This window comes from Arenibacter nanhaiticus (assembly GCF_900141935.1).
Taxonomy (GTDB): domain Bacteria; phylum Bacteroidota; class Bacteroidia; order Flavobacteriales; family Flavobacteriaceae; genus Arenibacter; species Arenibacter nanhaiticus.
This window is the reverse complement of sequence record NZ_FQYX01000009.1, coordinates 62585-84669: the sequence shown is the minus strand read 5'-3', so window position 1 is coordinate 84669 and position 22085 is coordinate 62585. Positions and strand designations below refer to the sequence as shown.

General features: G+C 38.2%; 18 protein-coding genes. 15 read left to right on the top strand and 3 right to left on the bottom strand.

The window, feature by feature from the left end; genetic code table 11:
- The first annotated feature begins 5 nt into the window (after positions 1–5).
- The 3 genes from BUA16_RS07620 (at position 6) to BUA16_RS07610 (ending at position 4960) form a co-directional block, all read left to right on the top strand.
- Entirely contained in the window at positions 6–1592 is a 1587-nt protein-coding gene (locus tag BUA16_RS07620) for a RagB/SusD family nutrient uptake outer membrane protein (RefSeq protein ID WP_072764148.1), read from the top strand.
- A gap of 68 nt (positions 1593–1660) precedes the next feature.
- The gene (locus tag BUA16_RS07615; RefSeq protein WP_084668453.1) at positions 1661–3463 is read left to right on the top strand and encodes an alkaline phosphatase; all 1803 of its coding nucleotides are present in this window, start codon (positions 1661–1663) and stop codon (positions 3461–3463) included.
- Positions 3464–3469: 6 nt separating this feature from the next.
- The gene (locus BUA16_RS07610; RefSeq protein ID WP_072764147.1) at positions 3470–4960 is read left to right on the top strand and encodes a calcineurin-like phosphoesterase C-terminal domain-containing protein; all 1491 of its coding nucleotides are present in this window, start codon (positions 3470–3472) and stop codon (positions 4958–4960) included.
- A 90-nt stretch (positions 4961–5050) separates the two neighbouring features.
- Here the strand turns inward: BUA16_RS07610 and BUA16_RS07605 are convergent, their stop codons facing one another.
- On the bottom strand, positions 5051–5878 hold the full coding sequence (locus BUA16_RS07605; protein WP_072764146.1) for an OmpA/MotB family protein: 828 nt from the start codon (positions 5876–5878) through the stop codon (positions 5051–5053).
- 156 nt (positions 5879–6034) lie between these two features.
- A complete protein-coding gene (locus tag BUA16_RS07600; protein WP_072764203.1) occupies positions 6035–7132 on the bottom strand; it encodes a vWA domain-containing protein in 1098 nt (365 codons plus the stop codon).
- Positions 7133–7438: 306 nt separating this feature from the next.
- Between BUA16_RS07600 and BUA16_RS07595 the strand changes: the two genes are divergently transcribed.
- The 12 genes from BUA16_RS07595 to BUA16_RS07540 all read left to right on the top strand — a co-directional run bounded on the left by BUA16_RS07595 (position 7439) and on the right by BUA16_RS07540 (position 19785).
- Positions 7439–7900, top strand: coding sequence for a (2Fe-2S)-binding protein (locus BUA16_RS07595; RefSeq protein WP_072764145.1), 462 nt, complete (start codon positions 7439–7441; stop codon positions 7898–7900).
- A 92-nt stretch (positions 7901–7992) separates the two neighbouring features.
- The gene (locus BUA16_RS07590; RefSeq protein WP_072764144.1) at positions 7993–10227 is read left to right on the top strand and encodes a xanthine dehydrogenase family protein molybdopterin-binding subunit; all 2235 of its coding nucleotides are present in this window, start codon (positions 7993–7995) and stop codon (positions 10225–10227) included.
- 1 nt (position 10228) lies between these two features.
- Positions 10229–10483 (top strand): MoaD/ThiS family protein, encoded by a 255-nt coding sequence (locus tag BUA16_RS07585; RefSeq protein WP_072764143.1) that lies wholly within the window; start codon positions 10229–10231, stop codon positions 10481–10483.
- A gap of 15 nt (positions 10484–10498) precedes the next feature.
- Complete coding sequence (moaA, locus tag BUA16_RS07580) at positions 10499–11482, top strand: GTP 3',8-cyclase MoaA (protein WP_072764142.1); 984 nt, start codon at positions 10499–10501, stop codon at positions 11480–11482.
- A 111-nt stretch (positions 11483–11593) separates the two neighbouring features.
- Positions 11594–12196 (top strand): NTP transferase domain-containing protein, encoded by a 603-nt coding sequence (locus BUA16_RS07575; protein ID WP_072764141.1) that lies wholly within the window; start codon positions 11594–11596, stop codon positions 12194–12196.
- A 124-nt stretch (positions 12197–12320) separates the two neighbouring features.
- A complete protein-coding gene (locus BUA16_RS07570; protein WP_072764140.1) occupies positions 12321–13391 on the top strand; it encodes a HesA/MoeB/ThiF family protein in 1071 nt (356 codons plus the stop codon).
- A gap of 50 nt (positions 13392–13441) precedes the next feature.
- Complete coding sequence (locus BUA16_RS07565; RefSeq protein ID WP_072764139.1) at positions 13442–14641, top strand: molybdopterin molybdotransferase MoeA; 1200 nt, start codon at positions 13442–13444, stop codon at positions 14639–14641.
- Between the two features lie 2 nt (positions 14642–14643).
- Positions 14644–15654 (top strand): XdhC family protein, encoded by a 1011-nt coding sequence (locus BUA16_RS07560; RefSeq protein WP_072764138.1) that lies wholly within the window; start codon positions 14644–14646, stop codon positions 15652–15654.
- A 6-nt stretch (positions 15655–15660) separates the two neighbouring features.
- On the top strand, positions 15661–16284 hold the full coding sequence (locus BUA16_RS07555; protein ID WP_072764137.1) for a nucleotidyltransferase family protein: 624 nt from the start codon (positions 15661–15663) through the stop codon (positions 16282–16284).
- Positions 16285–16490: 206 nt separating this feature from the next.
- Complete coding sequence (locus BUA16_RS07550; RefSeq protein ID WP_072764136.1) at positions 16491–16703, top strand: hypothetical protein; 213 nt, start codon at positions 16491–16493, stop codon at positions 16701–16703.
- A 1875-nt stretch (positions 16704–18578) separates the two neighbouring features.
- Entirely contained in the window at positions 18579–19178 is a 600-nt protein-coding gene (locus BUA16_RS07545) for an RNA polymerase sigma factor (RefSeq protein ID WP_245795532.1), read from the top strand.
- 4 nt (positions 19179–19182) lie between these two features.
- Complete coding sequence (locus BUA16_RS07540; protein ID WP_143150472.1) at positions 19183–19785, top strand: hypothetical protein; 603 nt, start codon at positions 19183–19185, stop codon at positions 19783–19785.
- A 16-nt stretch (positions 19786–19801) separates the two neighbouring features.
- Here the strand turns inward: BUA16_RS07540 and recQ are convergent, their stop codons facing one another.
- Positions 19802–21925 (bottom strand): DNA helicase RecQ, encoded by a 2124-nt coding sequence (gene recQ / locus BUA16_RS07535; RefSeq protein ID WP_072764134.1) that lies wholly within the window; start codon positions 21923–21925, stop codon positions 19802–19804.
- Between the last annotated feature and the right edge of the window lie 160 nt (positions 21926–22085).

Sequence of the window (22085 nt, the reverse complement as noted above, 5' to 3'; positions counted from 1 at the left end):
AATAGATGAAATTTAGAAATATAAAATTAATTGCGGTAGTGTTAAGCGCTAGTGTATTGGGAATGTTTTCCTGTTCGGATGATTTTACCAACTTGGAGCCTTTGGGCAGCACCTCTTACGGGAATTTTTGGAAAACGGAACAGGATGCCACCGAGGCGGTAAACAGCATGTATTATTATATGAAGGATGAGGATATGTTTGCAAGAGGGTTCTTTTGGTATATCAATGCTTCGGATGACATGGTTACCGGTCGTATTAAGTCGGATGCAGATAATGCAAAGAATTTTAACCTTACAGGGGATGAAAGTTCTTTAAAATGGATGTATTCCCAAAGCTATAAAATAATTCGTAGGGCCAATGATGTTTTAGCAAATGTTCCAACTATGGAAATTAATGAAAATCTAAAAAACAGGCTCTTAGGGGAAGCGTATTTTATGCGGGCCTTTCATTATTTCTGGATCGCGAGTACTTATGGTGATAATAGTGAAAATGGTGGCGTTCCTATTGTCTTGGTCGAAAACATGAACAATGCTGCTGGAGGTTATACCAGACCTGCATCTGTTGTAGAGAATTACGGTCAAATAATTGACGACCTTACTTTGGCGGCCGATTTACTGCCTTTAGTTACAGAAATGAATCCAGAAGATTACGGAAGGGCTCATAAAGACGCAGCGCTGGCCTATATTGCCAAAACCTACTTATACTGGGCGCAATACGATAGCTCAAAATATGAGCAGGTGATCTCGTATTGTGATGCTGTTACCAATTCCGGTTCTGGCAGAGCTTTAATCAATACAGGGAACCCCTCACAAGATTATCGTTTGTTGCACAGCTTTGAAAACAACTGGACCAGTGAATATATTTGGTCAGTGGATTCTGGGATAGAAGGCGGTAGTAAACTTCCTGGGGTAATGTTAGAAAACAAAGGCTGGGGAACCTATAACGGTTGGGGGTATTATCAGCCTACCGAAGAACTGTATCAGGCCTTTGAAGAAAATGATGTCAGACGTGAGGTTACCATTTTAAAATTTGGTGATGAGTTTCAGTTTTTTGGGGAGACCAAAAAATATCAATCAGAAAACTCCTTATCTGGATTCCAGTTCAATAAATACATGTATGAGTACCAATTTGAAAACCCTATAGGTGTCTATGTGAATCCTAATGGAAACGACCCGACTACCCTTTATAACATACCTATTCTTCGTTACGCCGAAGTACTTTTAATGAAATCGGAAGCTTTGATTATGCAGGGCAAAAATGGCGATGCACCTTTAAATATGGTAAGAGAAAGGGCAGGGTTAGCGCCACTAGTGAATGCTTCTATAAATGCTTTAAAGCATGAAAGAAGAGTTGAATTTGCTGGGGAGTTTGCGAATCGTCATTTTGATTTGGTAAGATGGGGCGATGCCAAAGAAGTGTATGCAAAACCTTTGCACGGACGCATTCACAGTGATCGTTCAAATCCAGATTCACCCTATACCGTCCAGGAAATTTGGCCTGCTAGAAATTTTGATCCAACGATTATGCACGTGTGGCCTATCCCTAATGAAACTGTAAGTTCGTCAGGGATCCCTCAAAATATAGGCTGGTAGTTTTATAAATTAATTATTATAGAAGGGTGTTGGTTAAATCAACATCCTTCTTTTTAACCCCCTTCCTAATGTATTATACGATTAAATTCATAGTTCTTTTTTTATTCCTTAGCCTAAGGCCCGTACTAGCCCAAGAAAATAAGGCTTTTAAGATCCACTCCCACAACGATTACCTTCAGAGCGCCCCTTTTTGGAGTGCTTATGCAAACGGGGCCAACTCTATTGAGGTGGATGTCTTTTATAAAAATAACATCTTGTATGCCACCCATAGTGAAGCCGATATCATAGAAGGGCAGACCATAGAGAATCTGTACTTGCAGCCCTTAGAAAAAGCGTATTCACTGCAATTGGGGGCGAAACAAGAATTACAGTTATTGATAGATATTAAGTCGGAACCCTATAGTTCTTTGAAGAAAATTATTTCTGTCCTTAAAAAATATCCTAAAATCATCAAAAATCCAGCAATACAGATAGTGATATCAGGGAACAGGCCCAAAGTGGAAGATTATACAAAGTATCCGGACTATATAAAATTCGACTATCAATCTTTAGACCATAAACCCACTGCTGAAATATGGGACAAGGTAGCTATGGTAAGCCTTAGTTTTAAAAGTTTATCACCATGGAACGGAAAAGGTCGCCTGACCATGGAAGATTTAGAAAGTGTAAAAAACACCATAGAAAAGGCACACAGCTTTGGAAAGCCCTTTCGATTTTGGGGTACACCGGATTCTAAAACTGCCTGGAAAGCATTTTTAGACCTGGGAGTAGATTACATCAACACGGATAAGCCCGAACTCGCGTCCATCTATTTTAATTCCTTAGAGGATAGGGTGTTTGTAAATACACTGCATTCCGCGGTATACAAGCCAACCTATGAGTCTGACCAAAAAGAAATTCCTGTTAAAAATGTAATCTTAATGATTGGTGACGGCAATGGACTAAGCCATATTTCGGCTGCGGTACTGGCAAATGGCGGAGAAACCTCTCTAACACAGCTAAAGAGTATAGGTTTTCTTAAAACCAGTGCTTCGGACGATTTTACCACGGATTCGGCCGCAGCGGGCACGGCCCTTGCCACAGGGCAAAAAACTTATAACAGGGCCATTGGGATGGGAACTGATCGTAAACCAATAACAAATATTACCGAATTTTTGGATCGGCAACAGTTCTTGTCTGGATGTATAACCACCGATGAAATTGTTGGGGCTACTCCAGCAGGGTTTTATGCCCATCAATTAGATAGGGACCATACCCAAGGGATTGCTAGCGACTTGCTAAAAAGTAAGCTATCGCTTTTTATAGGTGGAGGAAGTGCTTATTTCGATCAAAATTTAAAAATTAATGGTTTTTCTATTGTCAATTCATTGGAAGAAATAGGAGGTAGTGAAAAAGATAAAATAGGGATGTTTTTTTCTGAAAGAGGTGTGCCGAGTTATTTAAACGGAAGAGGAAATCAATTAGCAGAGGCTACAAGAAACGGGCTTCGGTTTTTAAAAGGCAAGGAAAAGCCATTTTTTTTAATGGTGGAGTCGGCTCAAATAGATTCTTATGCGCATGCCAACAAGGTAGCAGGTATTGTTACGGAAGGGATAGATTTTGATATAGCAATTTCGGAAGCCATTGCTTTTGCCGATCGCAGTGGAAATACCTTGGTCATTGTTACTGCCGATCATGAAACGGGCGGATTTACAATCCCACAAGGGAATATAGAGAACGGCATGATTGAGGGCGATTTTACCACGTATGACCATACAGGAGCCATGGTGCCTATCTTTGCTTATGGGCCATATTCCCAAGAATTTCAAGGCGTGTACGAAAACAGCGAGGTCTATCATAAGATTTTGAAGGTGTTAAATTTAAACAAGTAAAAAAATATGCGACAGTTTGTTATATTTTTAGTTTTCTTGGTCTTTCAGGGGCTTATTGGGCAAAGGACCCTAAAAGGTGTTGTTTTCGTAGATGAAAATGCCAACGGTGTTCTTGATGGCGAGGAAACTAGGCTTTCTCGTGTCTTGGTAAGTAACGGGAAGGATATTGTAGCTACCGATAATCAAGGTAATTATAGCATTAATACTATAAATGACAATCCGATATTTATCGTAAAGCCTTCTGGGTATATTTCTAGATTAGACGCTGATAATAAAACAAAGTTTTACAGGGAAGAGGGAGATAACAGCAAGTCTTTTAATTTTCCACTATATAAAAATAAAGAGCCAAAGGACTTTACAATAGCTTTGTTGGGCGACCTACAAGTAGATGTTATGGACGATGTTCACCATGTCGGAAAATTGGTCACTGAAGAATTGGCCCGGAATAAACCCGATTTTATAGTGCCGCTGGGAGATCTTTCATTTGATAATCATGATATTTTTAATCCCTTGTCAAAAATCTTAGGGCTTATTGGGGCTCCAATATTCTATGTTATAGGGAACCACGATCTCAATTTTGGGGAGGCTAGCTTGGAAAAAAGGGATAGAAGTTATGAAGAAATCTTTGGGCCGTCCTATTATGCATTCGAATATGGGCAGCAGTTGTTTGTAGTCCTGAATAATAACTTCCCCTTAAAGGAAAGAACATACGAGGGCAGAATAGATATAAACCAGCTAGAATTCATTAAGAACCTTGTCGATGTAAAAAGTAAGGAATACTCCTCTATAAAGTTATTTATGCACATTCCCCTGGAAGAAACAGTTAATAAGGAAGCGTTATTAAGTATTCTTGCACCATTTTCGGAGGTGTTTTTTGCAACAGGGCATACGCATACCCAATATCATAATTACCACCCAAGAGAGGGGCGTTCTGAAGTGCATGAGTTGATCGCAGGCGCGGTTTGCGGGGCGTGGTGGCAAGGATCTCACGATATTAGAGGTGTTCCTTTTGCCCTAATGTACGACGGCACTCCCAAAGGCTATTGGTTAATGGATGTAGGGGCAGAAAGCTACACCTTGAATTATAAGGTTTCCGGATCGGGTAAAGACCATCAAATGAATATTTGGTTGCCAGAGAAAAATGAATGGGATACCGACCTTAATTTTTTAAACGAACCTTTTATTTATGCGAATGTATTTGCTGCAGATACCCGTACAGAAGTTTCTATAAGCTTTGGAAACGATCAGTGGGTGCCTATGGAAAAACATGAAGGTATTGCTCCAGAACTCATTCGTTTTAATGCCTTACAAGAATTGGGGCGCTATGAAGGGCAAAAAATCTCTCATACTCCCAAAGCAACCCAAAACAGCAAACACTTGTGGAGAGTGAAAATTCCTGATGATCTTGCTTCCGGAACTTACCTGATTCAGGTGAAGGCCGAAAATGAGAAATTGAACTTAAATGCTTTTGCCAATAGGGTTCTATGGATAGACTAGAAGACTGTAATAAGCGAAAACAAAAAAATGAAGGCATCCTTGGATGCCTTCATTTTTATATAAAACTGTTAGACCTAAAAGTTTATAAGACTAGATGCTATCAGAATCTAAAAGAGCAAAGAATTTATCCAAATTAGGGATGATTACAATTCTTGTACGTCTGTTGATAGCTCTATTGGCCTTAGTATCGTTTTCTACCAACGGTATATAGCTACTTCTTCCAGAAGCTATTAAATTAGCAGGATTGACTTTGTATTTGTTTTGTAAAATTCTAACAACAGAAGTTGCTCTTTTTACACTTAAATCCCAGTTGTCTTGAAACATGGCAGTGTTAATGGTTCTAGAATCTGTATGTCCTTCTACCATTACTTCCATACTAGGCTCTGAATTGATGACTTCTGCAATTTTACCTAAAATCTTATTAGCTTTAGAGCTCACTCTGTAACTCCCTGAGTTAAATAGTAATTTATCGGAAATATTGATCATTACAACTGTCTTGTTGATATCTACAATAACATCGTCGTCCTCATCGGAAATCGATTTTTTAAGATTGTAAGAAATAGCAAGGTTTATAGAGTCTTCTATTGTTTCAGCTTTCGCTAGTTCGCTTGGATCTACCTTGCTCAAGGTGCGTCTCATTTTCTCTTTGGTGTTATTGCTCATTACAGCAATATCGCCAATAGCGGTAAACTGGCTATCGTTAATTTCTTTTAAGGAATTTATTTTTTCGTTGTACTCGGCAACTCTTGCTTCTATTTTGGCCATTTTGGACTCTAGATCTTCCTTTTCTACCTGTGTTTTCATCAAAACACTTTTAGTGTTCGATAAATCACTTTCTAAGGCTACATATTTTTTTTTAGACACACAGGAAGTAAGTACTGCCATTCCCAATAAACCAACTAACGCTACTTTTTTCATTTGTTTTAATTAAAATTTTACAAATAGTTTTCTGTTAGGTTATACGTAGGTATTTGAGAAATAGTTGTTGGGGTAAGGAAAAATACTGACAAAAAAAATAGGGCATCAAGTCAATGTGATGCCCTATTTTCTGATAATCAGTATGTTTGGTGTATTTTATTTACAACCTCCTGTAAAGCCTTTTGCATTGAATTTTGTTTGCACTGCTCCTTGTTTGCCATCTTTTTTCACCTGAATGGCCAAGTTGCTTTCGCCACTGCCATCTCGTTTAGGGCTGCAATATTCAAATAAATAGAAACTATTGGCAAGTTCGGAAACTCTTCTAGAGATTTCTTTAAAGTTATTTTCCAGCTCTGCTTTATTGCTTGCGAATACACTATAAGTCTTTCCTATTTTAGATAAAATATCGGGGTCTATTTCCGCTCCTAAACCAATACTGAAAAAAGAGATATTTTTGTTGGCATCCTTTACCTTTTGCAGCGCCACACTTTCTGTATAACGGGAAGCCTGATCGGTACCATCGGTAAATACAACCACGGAAGCTGCTCCAATACGGTCATCGGTGGTGCTTTTATTTAATAGGGTAGTCGCAATATCGGTAGCCTTAATCACGGCGCCATATAAATCGGTAGAGGGGTCGTTACTGATATCTTTGTCGATCCCTTGGATAGCGGTGATTAAATTTTGTTTCACATGGGTCAAATCGTTAAGTGAGTGTAATTTATCTTCCCCATCGAACCAATAAATGGCCATTTTAAATGATTCGCTATCCGAAGCTGGCATCACATTGTTTATAAAGCTGATAGAGGCCGATTTCAACTCATCTAAACTACTGCTCAATACACTATTGCTTAAATCGAGTACAAGAATAGTGTTGTTGTTGAATATTTGAGAGTTTGGCGAAATACGAGCAAAGGATTCGGAAGTAGATATGGTTTTAAAACAATCATCGTTCCTTCCTTGTTCATAAATGGTAAATTGGTTTGCCTGAAGTCCAGAAACCGGATTTCCAATGATGTCGGACACCTTAAAGAATATAGATACTTTTCCTGGCAAGGTGGTAAATTGATCTTGAATAGACAACACTAGTTCGCTATCGCCAAGATTTAAACAATTGTCTACCGGTTTACCCATCCCAAGTTCACCGTCGGTTCCGGTATTTACGCCATAGCGTACATCGTCATCGGCATTGCCACAAGAGAAAATCATTGTTACGGCAAAACAAATGGCTGCAATTTTAAAGTATATTTTCATATTATTTGAATTTTGAGTGTTCATCTAGCACAAGGTGCAAATCTATTTAAAATTATGGTAAGGGTTTATATGGCGTGTTAATAATTGTTAAGGAAATAAAGGGGTGGTCGTTATGGTTATTTTTAGTCATAATTTTATTTTTGGTTGAATTCGGTAAGAAATCAATATTCGTGCCGTTTTTAAAAATACCATGGTTCCTGTTGTCTTAATTTTTTGGTGAAAAAAGGGGGGCGAAAAGAATAAAATTACTTGATTTTTGGTACCTTGTAGCTTATTCCATATAAAAACAACTTAAAACTGTCGGCTATGCCTTTGTATACTATCACTGTAAACGGGAAATTAAAAAATGTTGAGGTGTCTAAAGACACTCCTTTGTTGTGGGTGTTACGAGATCATCTAGAATTGGTCGGCACTAAGTTTGGTTGTGGCATTGCCCAATGCGGGGCCTGCACGGTTCATTTAGAAGGCAATGCGGTAAGAAGTTGTTCTTTGACGATGGATGCTGTCGATGGCAAGTCTATAACTACTATAGAGGGGCTTTCGGAAAATGGCACCCATCCTGTTCAAGAAGCATGGAAGGAGCTTGATGTTCCACAGTGCGGTTATTGTCAGGCGGGGCAAATTATGACGGCTTCGGCATTTCTCGATAAGAATCCCAAGCCCAGTGAAGCAGAAATAAAAGCAGCCATGCATGGCAATATTTGTCGATGTGCGGCATATACTCGAATTTTTAAAGCTGTAGAGCTTGCTGCTACCAAAATCAGCTAGTACTATGGCGTGAGTTCGGAAGACTATCTTCCATTGTTAAGAAATACAATTCGGAAATCTATAGAAACTTTAAATAGAAAAAACAAAAAATCATGTCCACTCCATCGATCACATTTAGCAGAAGGTCCTTTATCCGGACTTCATCACTGGCCAGTGGTGGACTGCTTATAGGCTTTAATCTATTCACGGCTTGTAAGCCTACGGTTACTCCTCCTGTAGATATCTCACAGCTGAACTTTAACGATTTTAATGCTTTTATTAAGATCGCCGATAATGGTGCGGTAACCATATTTGCTCCTAATCCTGAGATAGGGCAAGGAGTAAAGACATCAATGCCTATGTTGATTGCCGAAGAATTGGATGTTGCTTGGGACAATGTGTATGTACAGCAAGGTGATTTGGATACTAACAATTATACCCGTCAGTTAGCAGGGGGGAGCCAGTCTATTCGTTTTGGATGGGAACCCTTACGGCAAACAGGCGCTACGGCCAGACAGATGCTAGTGAATGCGGCGGCCTTAAAATGGGGGGTAGACCCATCGGAATGTACTACCTTGGAAGGCGTTATAACCAATGCTTCCGGAGATACTTTTGGGTATGGTGATGTAGTAAAAGAAGCTGCTCTTTTGGAGGTTCCTGAAAATGTAACTTTAAAAGCGCCCAAAGACTTTAAAATCATCGGAAGCGATGCTAAAAATGTCGACCTCGAGAAAATTATAACAGGCAAGCCTTTGTTTGGTTTAGACTATAAGGTAGATGGAATGGTATATGCCGCTGTGCTAAGGCCTCCCGCTTTTGGGAAGGTTCTGGAATCTTATGACGCTACAGAAGCCAAAGCAATGCCAGGGGTTATCGATATTATAAAAATAGGGGAAAAAGCAAAAGAACTGACCAAGGAAGAAAATAGCAACTGGACTGTAGCGATGAGTACGAGTGACAAGGTAGTTGTTATTGCAAAAACTACATGGGAAGCTTTAAAGGCAAAAGAAGCGATAAAGGCTAATTGGGTAACAGAGACCCCATTAGAAAGTACTCAAGATCAAGATCAGAAGCTCTTGGCGCTATTAGATGGCAACAAATTTAACACCTTAAGAAAAGACGGGGATATAAAGAAAGCCTTTGCACAAGCCGAGATGGTGCTGGAACGTACCTACGAATCGCCGTTCCTGCCACATAATTGTATGGAACCGATGAATTTTTTCGCAAATATTACGGATGAAAAAATACATTTGGTAGGGCCGGTACAAACTCCGGAGTTTGCGGCAAATGCTGTAGCAGGGATGCTGGGCAGAGACGTCAATGAAGTGCATTTAGAAATGACGCGCATGGGAGGCGGTTTTGGAAGAAGATTATATGGGGATTTTGTCTATGAGGTCGCTGAAATAGCCGATGCTATTAGAAAGCCTGTTAAGGTGATATTTTCCCGTGAGGACGATATGACGGCGGGCACTTATAGGCCTGCTATAAAATACAGGATCAAAGCAGCAGTTAAGGATGGAAAGCTTACCGCTTACCATTTAAAGGAAGCGGCTGCTAATGGAAATATGTATGGTTTAATCCCTAATTTCTTTCCTGCTGGAGCTGTAGAGAACTATCAAGTAGATGTAGCCAATTATAAGAGTAATATTACCACAGGAGCTTGGAGGGCTCCGTACACTAATTTCCTAGCCTTCGCCGAACAGAGTTTTTTCGATGAATTGGCAGAAACGATGGGGGTAGATCGTATACAATTGCGGTTAGATTTACTGCAAAAGGTAAAAGGCACTACCGATAAACGTATTGAATACTCCCCAGAGCGAATGGAAAACATCATCAAGGTTGCTGTAGAGAAATCTGGATGGGGTAAAAAAGAATCGGGAACATATCAAGGTTTTGCCGCTTATTACTGCCATAATACCCATGTAGCTGAGGTAGCCGATGTAATTATAGAAAATGGGATGCCAGTTGTTAAAAAAGTTACCTGTGTGGTCGACTGTGGAATCGTTGTAAACCCCTTGGGAGCAAAAAATCAGATAGAAGGTGGTATCATCGATGGAATAGGACATGCTATGTACGGCGATCTGGTTTTTGAAGACGGAACGCCCCAATCTCAGAATTACAACAACTATCGCTTAATAAGAATGATGGAAGTTCCGGAAATTGAGACCCACCTAATCCAAAACGATCTATCTCCTACCGGTCTTGGTGAGCCAACCTTACCGCCAGCAGGAGCAGCAGTAGCGAATGCATTAAAAGCAGCTACAGGAAATAGGTTTACGCAACAACCGTTTTCAAAATTCCCGGAAATGATGCAGGCAAAGTCTGCTCCAAAAACAATCATAGGATAATATGACAATTTTATTATTTGGTATCACCAAAGATATTATAGGTACTGATACCCTAGCTATATCGGATTCCACAACAATTGGAACCGGAAAAATACAGACTGTTAGAGAACTTAAGTCGCATTTGATGAAAATATATCCTGACTTAAGATCCCTATCTTCATTAGCAGTGGCTGTGAACAATTCTTATGCAAAAGATGACAAAATAATCAATAATTTTGATGAAATTGCGCTGATTCCACCAGTAAGTGGCGGATAAAAGAAAGGAAGATACATGTTAGTAGATAATCATAATAGAAAAATTAATTACCTGCGCCTAGCGGTGACAGATCGCTGTAACCTCCGATGTAATTATTGCATGCCTTCAGAAGGGATACAGTTTGCTGAAAACAAAAAGCTTTTTTCTATAAAGGAGTTGTGTAAGCTTAGTGAGATCATGGTAGGGCAAGGAATTGATAAAATCCGAATTACGGGAGGTGAGCCTTTTGTAAGGAAGGATATTATGGTGCTCTTGCAAAAGCTATCAACCTTGGAAGGGTTAGAAGATATTTCTATAACTACCAATGCAACATTGATTGGCCCTTATATCGAGGAATTAAAATCCTTGGGGATAAGAAATATAAACGTGAGTTTAGACGCCATACGCAAAGAGACTTTTGAAAAAATTACGCGCAGAGATCAATACGAAACTGTTTATAATAACCTTATTCGGTTGATTAGCGAAGGTTTTAATGTTCGCATTAATTTTATTGCCCTAGAAAATCAAAACATCCAGGACATTATTCCTATTTTAGAATTGATGAAACATTATCCGGTCTCCGTACGCTTCTTAGAAGAAATGCCTTTTAACGGGGGGAGCAAGAAATTTGAAAGTATAAGATGGAATTATAAAAAGATACTAAATCATATAATATCTGTATTTCCAGAGGTTACCTTATTGCCATCTCCCAAGACTTCGACTTCAGTAAACTATCAAATAAAAGGACATAAGGGCACTTTTGGATTAATTCCTTCTTTTAGTCGTACTTTTTGTGGTAGTTGTAACCGCTTACGGATTTCTGCTACTGGCGATGTCATCACTTGTTTGTACGGAAAGCCTAGAACGAATCTATTAGAAGTAATGCGAAGCGATAATGCAGAACAACATATTGAGGAACATATTCTTCAAGCAATAGGGACACGTTCTAAAACGGGGTTTGAAGAACAGGAAAGATATAAAGGAGTATTCGAAAACTCCATGACTTCTATAGGAGGGTAAACAAAGAAGAAAAGTTTACGCCGAATTTTTCCATATAGAAAAAATATAATAGCATCTTTTTATAGGACTAAGCTTCCGTTAAAAAGAGAACAATATTGAAATTAATAGACAATGAATTCCAATAAAGTATACGGTCTTGTACTCTCTGGAGGAAAGAGCTCTAGAATGGGAACCGATAAAGGTACCATTAGTTATCATGGACAACCACAAAGAGAATATCTTTATAAGTTATTAGAACAAGTGTGCGACACTACTTTTATGAGTATCCGTAAAGAACAAGGAGCTACACTATCCAAGGAGTATAATACCATAATAGATCAGGATTTGTACAGAGGTCCCTATAACGGCTTGCTAAGCGCCTATAATCGCGACCCAAAAGCTTCTTGGTTGGTTTTGGCTTGTGATCTTCCACTTATAAACCTTAAAGCTTTAGAGCAGTTAATTCAAGAACGGGATCCAAATAAAGTTGCGACAGCATTTACTCTCAAAGATCATAACTTGCCAGAGCCTCTTTGCGCTATATGGGAAGCAGAAGGCTTACAGAAGTCTATAGACTATCTCGCTGAAGGTAATGGCTCTTGTCCCCGAAAATTCTTAATCAATGCCGATGTAAAAATAGTGAATCCAGACAACGATGAGGTGTTGTTAAATGCCAATTTTCAGGAGGATTACGAACAGGTTATGACAAAACTGAAGCTTTTAAAACAACTATAAAGAGAAAATTCAATTATTAATAATTGGTTTTAAGTTTAAAACTACACATGGGCAAAGGTGTGTTAATTGGTTTAAAATCAGTTTATAGAGATTTTTTGCAATATTAAAAAGTAAGAGTTGAAAAATGCAAAACAATAGATATGAACGTCAAACAAGGCTAAAGGAATTTGGTCCTGAAGCGCAAGAAAAACTATCCAATGCCCGCGTCTTGGTTGTCGGAGCAGGAGGGTTAGGGATTCCGATTTTACTCTATCTAAATGCCATGGGAGTGGGAACATTAGGGATTATAGAGAATGATACTGTTGAAATCACCAATTTGCAACGGCAGGTGCTCTATACTGAAAAGGATTTGGGACGATCGAAATTAGAGGTGGTTACGGAACGGTTACAAGCCCAAAACAGCCAAACATCTCTTAAATTATTCGATACTTTTTTAACTAGGGACAATGCTTTGGAGATATTCGCTCAGTTTGATGTTGTAGTTGACGGCTCCGATAATTTTCCTACACGCTATTTAATCAATGATGCCTGCGTTTTATTAAAAAAGCCTTTTGTGTCAGGAGCTATCCAAGGCTTCGAGGGACAGCTTAGCGTGTTTAATTATAATGGAGGGCCAACCTATCGTTGTTTGTTTCCAAGTATTCCGTCTCCCGAGGACATTCCCAACTGTAATGAAAACGGAGTGCTGGGAGTGGTGCCTGGTATTATTGGAAACTTACAAGCCTTAGAAGCTGTAAAAGTTATTACTGGCGTGGGCAGGCCACTCTCCGGAACCTTGCTGTTATTTGATGGCTTACAGAATAGGTATCAAAAAATTAATTTCGCCCTTCAGCCAGAAAATCTGAATATTAAAACCCTTCAAAGCTCTTATGGCGGGCAATACTGTGATCTTGGAACTACGAAAAGCGTGGAGGAATTACAGCAATTGCTAGACAAAGAGGTCAATATTCAGTTAATAGATGTAAGAACCGAGGCGGAATTTGAAGCGTTTAGGCTCTCTGAAGCCTTGAACATTCCTTTGGACGAATTGGAATTAAGAGTAGCTGAAATCGATTTTAAAAAACCGATATACCTTATCTGCCAATCAGGAATTCGTAGTGAAAAGGCCTTGCTGCGATTACAAGAGCTACATAAGGAAGCTATCTTGTATCATGTGGTAGGCGGAGTGAATAAATTTCTATCGAGCTGTCAGTAAAAAACGAAGTTGCTTAAATCAATTATAAATAATAATTCTAATCTTTTTTCATGATTACTTTTCCAGACGCCTATCAAAAAGTAATGGATAATTTTCAAAACTATGGAGAGGAGAAGGTAGCCTTAAAAGACGCCATAGGGAGAGTATTGGCAGAAGATATATTTGCCGATCGAAATTTCCCTCCTTTCAACAGGGCTACAAAAGATGGAATAGCTATAAACTTCGAAGTTTTTAATCAAGGGCAAAAAGTTTTTAAGATACAAGATGTTTTAGCGGCTGGTATGCCACCAATTCCCTTGAAGGACACTACTAACTGTATAGAAATAATGACGGGTGCCATGGTGCCTTTTAATATAGATACGGTTATTATGTACGAAGATCTGGAGATTGATAACGGCTTAGCTACAATTGTCAAGCCTCCTAAAAAAGGGCAGGATATTCATATTGAAGGCAGTGATCAAAAAAAGGGAGACCTAATATTGCCAAAATCAATTAAAATATCAGCAGCAGAAATCGGTATTTTAGCTACTGTAGGTCGAAGTGAGGTTTTGGTAAAAAAACTCCCAAAAACCACTATTATTTCTACAGGGAACGAATTAGTTGATGTAATAGAAACGCCCTTACCGCATCAAATTAGAAAATCGAACATTTATACCTTGGATGCCGCCTTGTCTCAAGAAGGAATAAGACCCCGGCACATGCATTTATTGGACGACAGGGGTGTTATTAAAAAGGAACTTAAACAGGCACTGCTCCTCAATGACGTCTTATTGCTCAGTGGCGGAGTCTCTATGGGGAAATACGATTATATCCCCGAAGTTTTAGAGGAGTTAGGGGTGCAAAAGATTTTTCATAAAGTACTTCAACGACCAGGGAAGCCCTTTTGGTTTGGACGGCAAAAAGAAACGAAAACCCTTATCTTTTCCTTTCCAGGAAACCCAGCTTCTACCTTTGCCAATTACCAAGTGTATTTTCAAGATTGGTTGCAAAAATCGTTGGGGTTACCGGTTTCAAAATTCAATGTGTTTTTAAACGACGCTTTTGCAGCTAAGGGAGATTTAACCCTTCTGATAAGAGTAAAGCTATCCTTTGATAAGGGAAATATGCTAGCTTCCTTGGTAAAGGAAAACGGTTCAGGAGATTTGACTAGTTTGTCGCTTACAGATGGTTTTGTAATTCTTTCTCCAAGAGAATCGGGTTATAATAAGGGCGATTTGGTGCCTTTTGTTCCCACAAGAAATATCATTTAACTATGACCCATGAGTTTAAAAATATTATTCTCGATTATCTCGATGCTAAGACAAAAGGGATAAAGACGGTGCTAGCTACCGTTGTAGCCTTGGAAGGATCTTCTTATCGGAGGCCTGGGGTACGTATGCTTATCTTGGAAGACGGCAGTGTGAGCGGAGCCGTTAGTGGAGGATGTGTAGAAAAGGAAATAATTAGACAGGCAGAAAGTGTTTTTAAAGAAAATACCTCTAAAATAATGACCTATGATGGGCGATTTCGTTTAGGATGCGAGGGCATTTTATATGTTTTACTAGAACCATTTCGTCCTAAAGATGAGGTTACACAGAGTATTAGAAAGGCACTAAAGGCACGTCAGGAGTTTACACTTCAATCTTATTTTGAGAAAAAGGAAGGAACACACCAAGATTATGGTTCTGTGATGCGTCTTGGAAGCAAGACTCTAAGTTTTTTTGAAGACAGAAAAATAAGTCCTGAGATGGCCGTTTATGAACAACAAATGTCGCCGTGTTTTAAATTGTTTATTATCGGTGCGGAACACGATGCAGTGCAACTATGCGCTTTTGCAGTAAAGGCAGGATGGGAAGTGGTCATTGTAGCCGATCCTAAGGATGAAAAAAATATATTGGATTTCGAAGGGGCCAATGAGTTTCTTAGCGTATTACCCGAAAATTTCCCCACAGAGGAGGTAGATCAGCAGACGGCGGTAATGCTAATGAACCATAGTTACGCCAAAGACTTAAATTTTTTAATGTCCTTACAGTATATTGAGTGTGCTTACTTTGGACTTTTAGGTCCTCATAGAAGAAGGGAAAAGCTTTTTGAGGCACTTATGGAGCATTGTCCAGAATTGTCCTATGAATTTATAGATGGAATTCATGGTCCTGCTGGACTGAATATTGGGGCAGAAACCCCACAGGAGATTGCAATCGCAATCATGGCAGAAATACTTTCGGTTACAAGAAATAAAAAACCGGTGCGCTTAAAGAATAAAAAAACAGGAATTCACGATTAAGAGAAAATGATTCAGGAGCGCTCAAAAATAGCAGTATTGATTATGGCTGCCGGCGAATCTTCCCGGATGCCAGGCATAAAACAGTTGTTGCCATGGGGAAAGACTACTTTATTGGGGAATGCCATTGACAGCGCCAAGAATTCTAAGGGGTGCAAAGTATTTGTAGTATTAGGAGCTTTCGCAGATGAAATTACGCCTAAAATAGATGGGAAGGAAGTGACCTTTCTTTATAATAAGGATTGGAAATTGGGGCTGGGGAATTCCATATCTTTTGCCGTAAACCATCTAAGGGATGCAGCATTTCCCTATGAAGGAATTTTATTGATGCTAGCCGACCAACCTTTAATAGACGAATGTTATTTGGACGAATTGATAGAAGCGTTTAAAAAGAACAAAAGTCATATTGTGGCAACCAAATACACTAAAAGGCAAGGGGTACCAGCGATATTCGGACTCGAATATTTCGAGGATTTAGGTAGACTAAATGGTGATTTCGGGGCTAAGGAAATCATTAAAAAGCACCAGGGAAAGGTGGTCAGTGTTTCGGCAAAAGGCAAGGAAATCGATGTAGATACTTTAGCTGCCTATGACAATTTAATAAACGCTTATTTTAAATCATTATCGGAGTAACCCTCATGAATTATATCATTATGTATCCCCTTTTGAAAAAATACTACATAGGACGTTAACTAAGGAAGTTAGGAATTAGTTCCAAAAATAGGCTATCATCGGGATAAAACCCGTATCCATTTAACACACGAGCATCCTTTTATAGATCTAATGAAGGTATTGCCGTATTCTTCTTCATAACCACAGAGATCACAGATCCTCAGTTAGTGGCAGTATCGCTGTTAGATATAAACCTGAACGATAGGCTGAAAAATTGGAGTTTTCGGGTGATTATCGATAACGTTTTTGACCCCAAATGGAAAGAAGCTCAGTTTGCATCGAGTAGTAGATTGCAAAACGAAGAGGTGCCTGATGAAGAAATTCATTTTATACCGGGGACACCATTTTTTGCCCAGGCAAAGGTATCGGTTAGATTTTAAACCTTTCTTTTTTTACTATTAACAACGCGACAGTTCAAATTGTCGGGTTGTTTTATCTCCTTCTTATACTATTATTTTCCAAGGTCTATGCTCGTCCCAAGAAAATAAATACGCCAACAACACCTATTTTACATAATGTTAAGGTCGGTCCGAAAATAGCTCCCCATAGGGGAGAGGAGGTTTATGGATGGGGAGGAAACTCTACATTATATAATTTTTTCGGGTTCTGATAAATCGCTTATTTCAAAATTTATGAACTTACAGTACGGAATATGAAAATTATGATAAATCTTGTGTTGGATAGATCCCAAAGTAGAAACTTGCTTTTTTAAAACTGCAATAGAAAATAGCAAATGATGTTTTGAAACAACAAGAGTAGCTTTATATTCAATTTTTTTGAGGAGATAAGAAGTATACCGTTTTGGGCGTTCCCTCCTTCGTCGGTCGGGCCCTTGTCTATATCCCTTGCTCCGCTGCGGGGATGCCGCCGCGGTCCCTAACGCAAATTTTCTTCACCTTGGCATAAATCCTAGCTCACACAAAACTTTAGAAAAACCCAAGCTTTTTTTGTTTTACATAATATTAAGGGCGATTCAAAATTCCTACTCAGTGAGGAAGGGGGGGGGTAAGAACAAGCTGAAATCTCAAAAATTCTAAAAAATAGAACTTTCCATAAATCGCGTATTTAAAAATTTCCGGACAATGATACGGAATATGAAAATTATGGAAAACGAAGATTTTTAAGAAAAGTACTCTAATTTGACCGTTGTTATTTTTCATCTAGAGCCAATGAGATCCTAAGTAAGATACCACCTGAAAGTATAGGACCAACGATTTCCTAATTAAGAATTTCCTGACTACAGGGCTTTACTTTATTGAAAATTCTAAAAAAAACACATGCTACCTGTTTTTTTATTTTACATAATGTTAATGGCGTTCCAAAATTCACCCCAATTAGGGAAGAGGGTGGTCTAAGAGTAAGGAAAAATTCCAAAATTATAGCCTTTTGATAATTCTCGTATTTGAAAATTTCTTACCATTAAGTATGGAAAATGTGACAGATCGGTTTTTTGGGTATAATTAATAATTATAAGTTCCTAATCAGTTCTGTCCTAAATACTAATTCTGTTCATTTTTTCCATTGATGAAATGCGGAGCATTCATGAATTCCTTTAAAAAACAATAGACAAGCCATGAATAAAAAACGAACTAGGGTCGAGAGTCAAAGGTATAGTGTACCTTTGGCTGGAGGAGCCAGCCGTAGCGTTGGCCTTTCTTGCGAAATGATTCATTCAGAATATTTTTTTGTCAGCACCTAAATTTTAGGAACTCGCTTTTGAAAAACAGCTAAATAGGATAATTCGTTTAGCTCAGACAGCCTAAAATCTCCAACGCGCAAGCTGGCCTCTTCACTAAAATAGTCCACTGGACTATTTCTTAACGTTCGATCCTCCTTCAAATTTTACGATAAATTTTCGATAGGCCAGAGAAAAATAAAACCTTTAAAAAGACCCCCATATCGTCAAAAATCTTTTAAAATACAGATATATAAAGTGTTTGCAAAGATTGGCTCAAATCGTTTAGGACGCTATTGGTTCCTAATATTTTTTCTACTGCTTAATGTGCTCTTACGTCATAAGTAACGTTTTTTGTGAAAAGCAGTTAAACTGGCGCCTTGTAGACGATACCTATTAGAAAGCTGCTACTAAGAAATATTTCTCTAGCACTACTCTCCTAGATGTATATATTTTCAATTTAAAAAACAAACTTAATAATTATAACGTCTATTCTATTTTACATAATGTAAAAGGCTTTTCAATATCCATTCCTAATAGGGTAGAAGCCACCTAATACAAAGGTCGAATCACTTAATAAATGAACATAAGGACTAATATTATCGGTTTAAAAGTGTTTTTTTTAGAAAACTCTTTATTTTTTGTGATTTTCATAAGAAATCAGGTACTAATAAGAAAAAGAAGGGCCACTATGGGTAAGGAAGCCGATTTTATTTCAATGATAAAAACCAATCAGGGAGCGATATTTAAAATCACCACTATCTATACAAACAATGGTCAAGATCAAAAAGATTTGTACCAAGAAATAGTATACCAACTTTGGAAGTCCTTTGATTCTTTTAAAAACCGGTCCAAAATTAGTACTTGGCTATACCGTGTTGCTCTTAACACGGCCATCACTCACCTTAAAAGAACAAAAAGAAAAGACCAGGTAGTGGCTATAGAAAAAGTAATCTTACAGCAAACAGCTCATTTTGACGATTCATACGAGGAACGTATACGGATCCTATACCACCATATTCAACAGTTAAATACCTTCAACAAAGGGATTATGTTACTTCTTTTAGAAGGTAAATCTTATGATGAAATTGCTGAAATCATAGGTATAACAACCACCAATGTGGGTACAAGGATTTCAAGGATAAAACAAAAATTAAGAAAACAGATTGTTAAAACATAAAGCCATGGATTTAGAAGAACTACGCAGCGCTTGGGAAGAAATGAGCAGTAAATTAGAGGCTCAAAAGTCTGTTACTGACGACATTATCCTAAAAATGACAAAGGAAAATTATAAAAACAATTTAAACAAGATTTCAAGACCCGAAAGCTATGGGGCAATTATAGCCTTATTTGGTGCTTTGGCGATCCTATTTAATTTTTATCAATTGGACACCTGGCTATTGCGGGTTTGCGGAAGTATTAGTTTGATTATAATGATTGTACTGCCTCTCTTGTCATTAATATACTTAAGACGCATGCAGCATATAGACGTTTCGGAAAACAACTATAAAGATGTGGTTCAAAAATTCTCCAAGAATAAACAAAGGTTCCAAAGACTACAGAAAACCAGTGTTTACATAGGGTTTGTTTTTATGATCATACTAATTCCGGTTACTTCTAAGCTTATGAACGGAGAAGATATTTTTAGTCAACCATTTAAGCCATTCTGGTTTTGGTTTTTGCCTCTTGCCTTTATTTTTTATTATCTGTTTAGCAAAAAGGTGTTAAAATGCTATACTTCCAACATAAACCGGGCAAATAGACTATTAAATGACCTGGAACGATAGTGCTCCAATATAGGTACTACAAATTTTCCTTTTCAATAACACTAAGGGCTAGTCTTATCGTAGAATACTCCATTTTTTCTTCAAAATACTCAAAATAGGGCTTTAGGGTTTCCGGACTTTTTAAAGCCTTTTTGGCCTTCACCACCTGAGATACAGATTTTTTATCTACATATTTGTAGATATCAATATCTTTGCCATCAACATATAATTTAGCCAAATGGGAAAATATAGTCGTTGGTTTTAGTTTTCTTATTTTAGCTATTTCTTCAATACTATTTCCTTTTTTGTAGAGCTCATAAGTGTCGTTAAAGGTATGGGAACCACGCTTTTTCTTTGCTTTTTTTTCGTCTTGGAAAGCTTTTATTTCCTGAATAAACAAATCCCCGTACACTTCCATCTTGCGTTGCCCAACGCCACTTATTTGTATAAATTCTTCTTCACTCGTAGGTCTTTCTGCCTCCAGTTCTTTAAGGGTAGCATCGTTAAATACTAAATAAGCAGGTATATTTTCCTCCATGGATATCTGGTACCTCAATTTTCGCAGTCGTTCAAACAAAGAATTCTCAGCAATAGGTTTTGCTTTGTGTTCTTTTTCTACAACAATCTTTTCTTCATTTTTCAACGGTTTGCTCATTAGAACTTTAGTATTTCCAAATAATACTTCTTTGGAAAAAGCGGTGAGCCTCAAAACGTTGTTTTTATGAAATGCAATTTCACAATAACCTTGGTTTATAAGTTGAATGACATAATGCTGCCAATCGTTCCAAGAAATATCCTTTCCAATGCCGAAGGTTTTTATCGTTTGATGATAGTTCTTTTCCAATACCCCGGCATTGTGAGCGCCTCTTAAGACATCGATAATGACTCCTATAGGTTCTACTTCTTTTATTCTTACAATAGTGGATAAGATTTTTTGTGCTATAACAGTTCCGTCAAAAAACTGTGGTGGATTTTTGCATACATCGCAGTTTCCGCAGTCTTTCTTTAAAAACTCCCCGAAGTAGCTCAACAATATCTTTCTTCTGCAGGTAGGGGCTTCAGAAAATTGCTTCATACGATCTAGCTTGGCTATTTGCACTTCTTCATTGGCCGAACCTTCTGCGAATTTACGCAGCTGCATTACATCGCCATAACTATGGAAAAGTAAGGCTCTTGCCTTGAGTCCATCTCTTCCTGCCCGCCCAATTTCCTGGTAATAACCTTCTATATTCTTAGGCATATTATAATGTATGACCCAGCGAACATTAGACTTGTCAATCCCCATTCCAAAGGCTACCGTAGCGCATACAATTTGTGTTTTGTCAAAAATGAAATCTTCCTGCACCTTAGTTCTACTCTCAAAATCGAGTCCAGCATGATAGGCCGTCGCCTTAATCCCTTTTAGGCGCAGTTTATCTACTAGGTTTTCGGTCGATTTCCTACTCAAACAGTAGATAATACCCGACTCATTGGGCCTGCGTGCTATAAATTTTAGGATTTGTCCCACCCTATCGTGGGCCGGACGTACTTCTAGGGAAATGTTCTTTCTATCGAAGGAGGTTAAAAATTGTTGGGCATTTGGAATTTGTAATTGGTTTACAATATCTTGTCTAGTAGCTTTATCCGCAGTTGCGGTCAATGCTATGATTGGTGTGTTCGGAAGTGTTTTTTTTATAAAACCAAGTTGTTGGTAGGAAGGCCTAAAATCGTGTCCCCATGAAGAAATACAATGAGCTTCATCAACCGCGATACAACTCACATACTGTTCTTTTAACACATTGGTCAAACCAGCCAAACTTTCAGGGGCCACATACAATAATTTTAACAAACCTTTTACGGTCTGATCTATAATATGCTCTTGTTCCTCTCCAGACTGGCTGCTATTAAAATAGGCAGCCGGAATACCGTTCGCCTTTAAGCCATCAACCTGATCCTTCATTAGTGCTATAAGGGGAGAAAGCACTATGGTAACCCCATCAAAAAGAAGGGCAGGTAATTGAAAACAGATCGATTTTCCCCCACCGGTGGGCATAATTACTAAATTGTCTTGCTTATCAAGAACCGATGTAATAATGGCTTCTTGTTGATTTCTGAAACTATCGTATCCAAAATATTTCTTAAGTACGGGAAGCAATTTACTTGTAGAATCGGTCAATGACATTTTTATTTGTTTAGAAATCGGAAAGCTGCAAAATTAAAGATTTAAATCCCTTAAAGGAACATTCCTGTGGGTATTTTACTTTAAATATAAGCGTACAATACAATTATTTCTCTTCTTGGTTTTTCTGCAAAAAAAATATCTAAGAGTTACCAACCTTAAA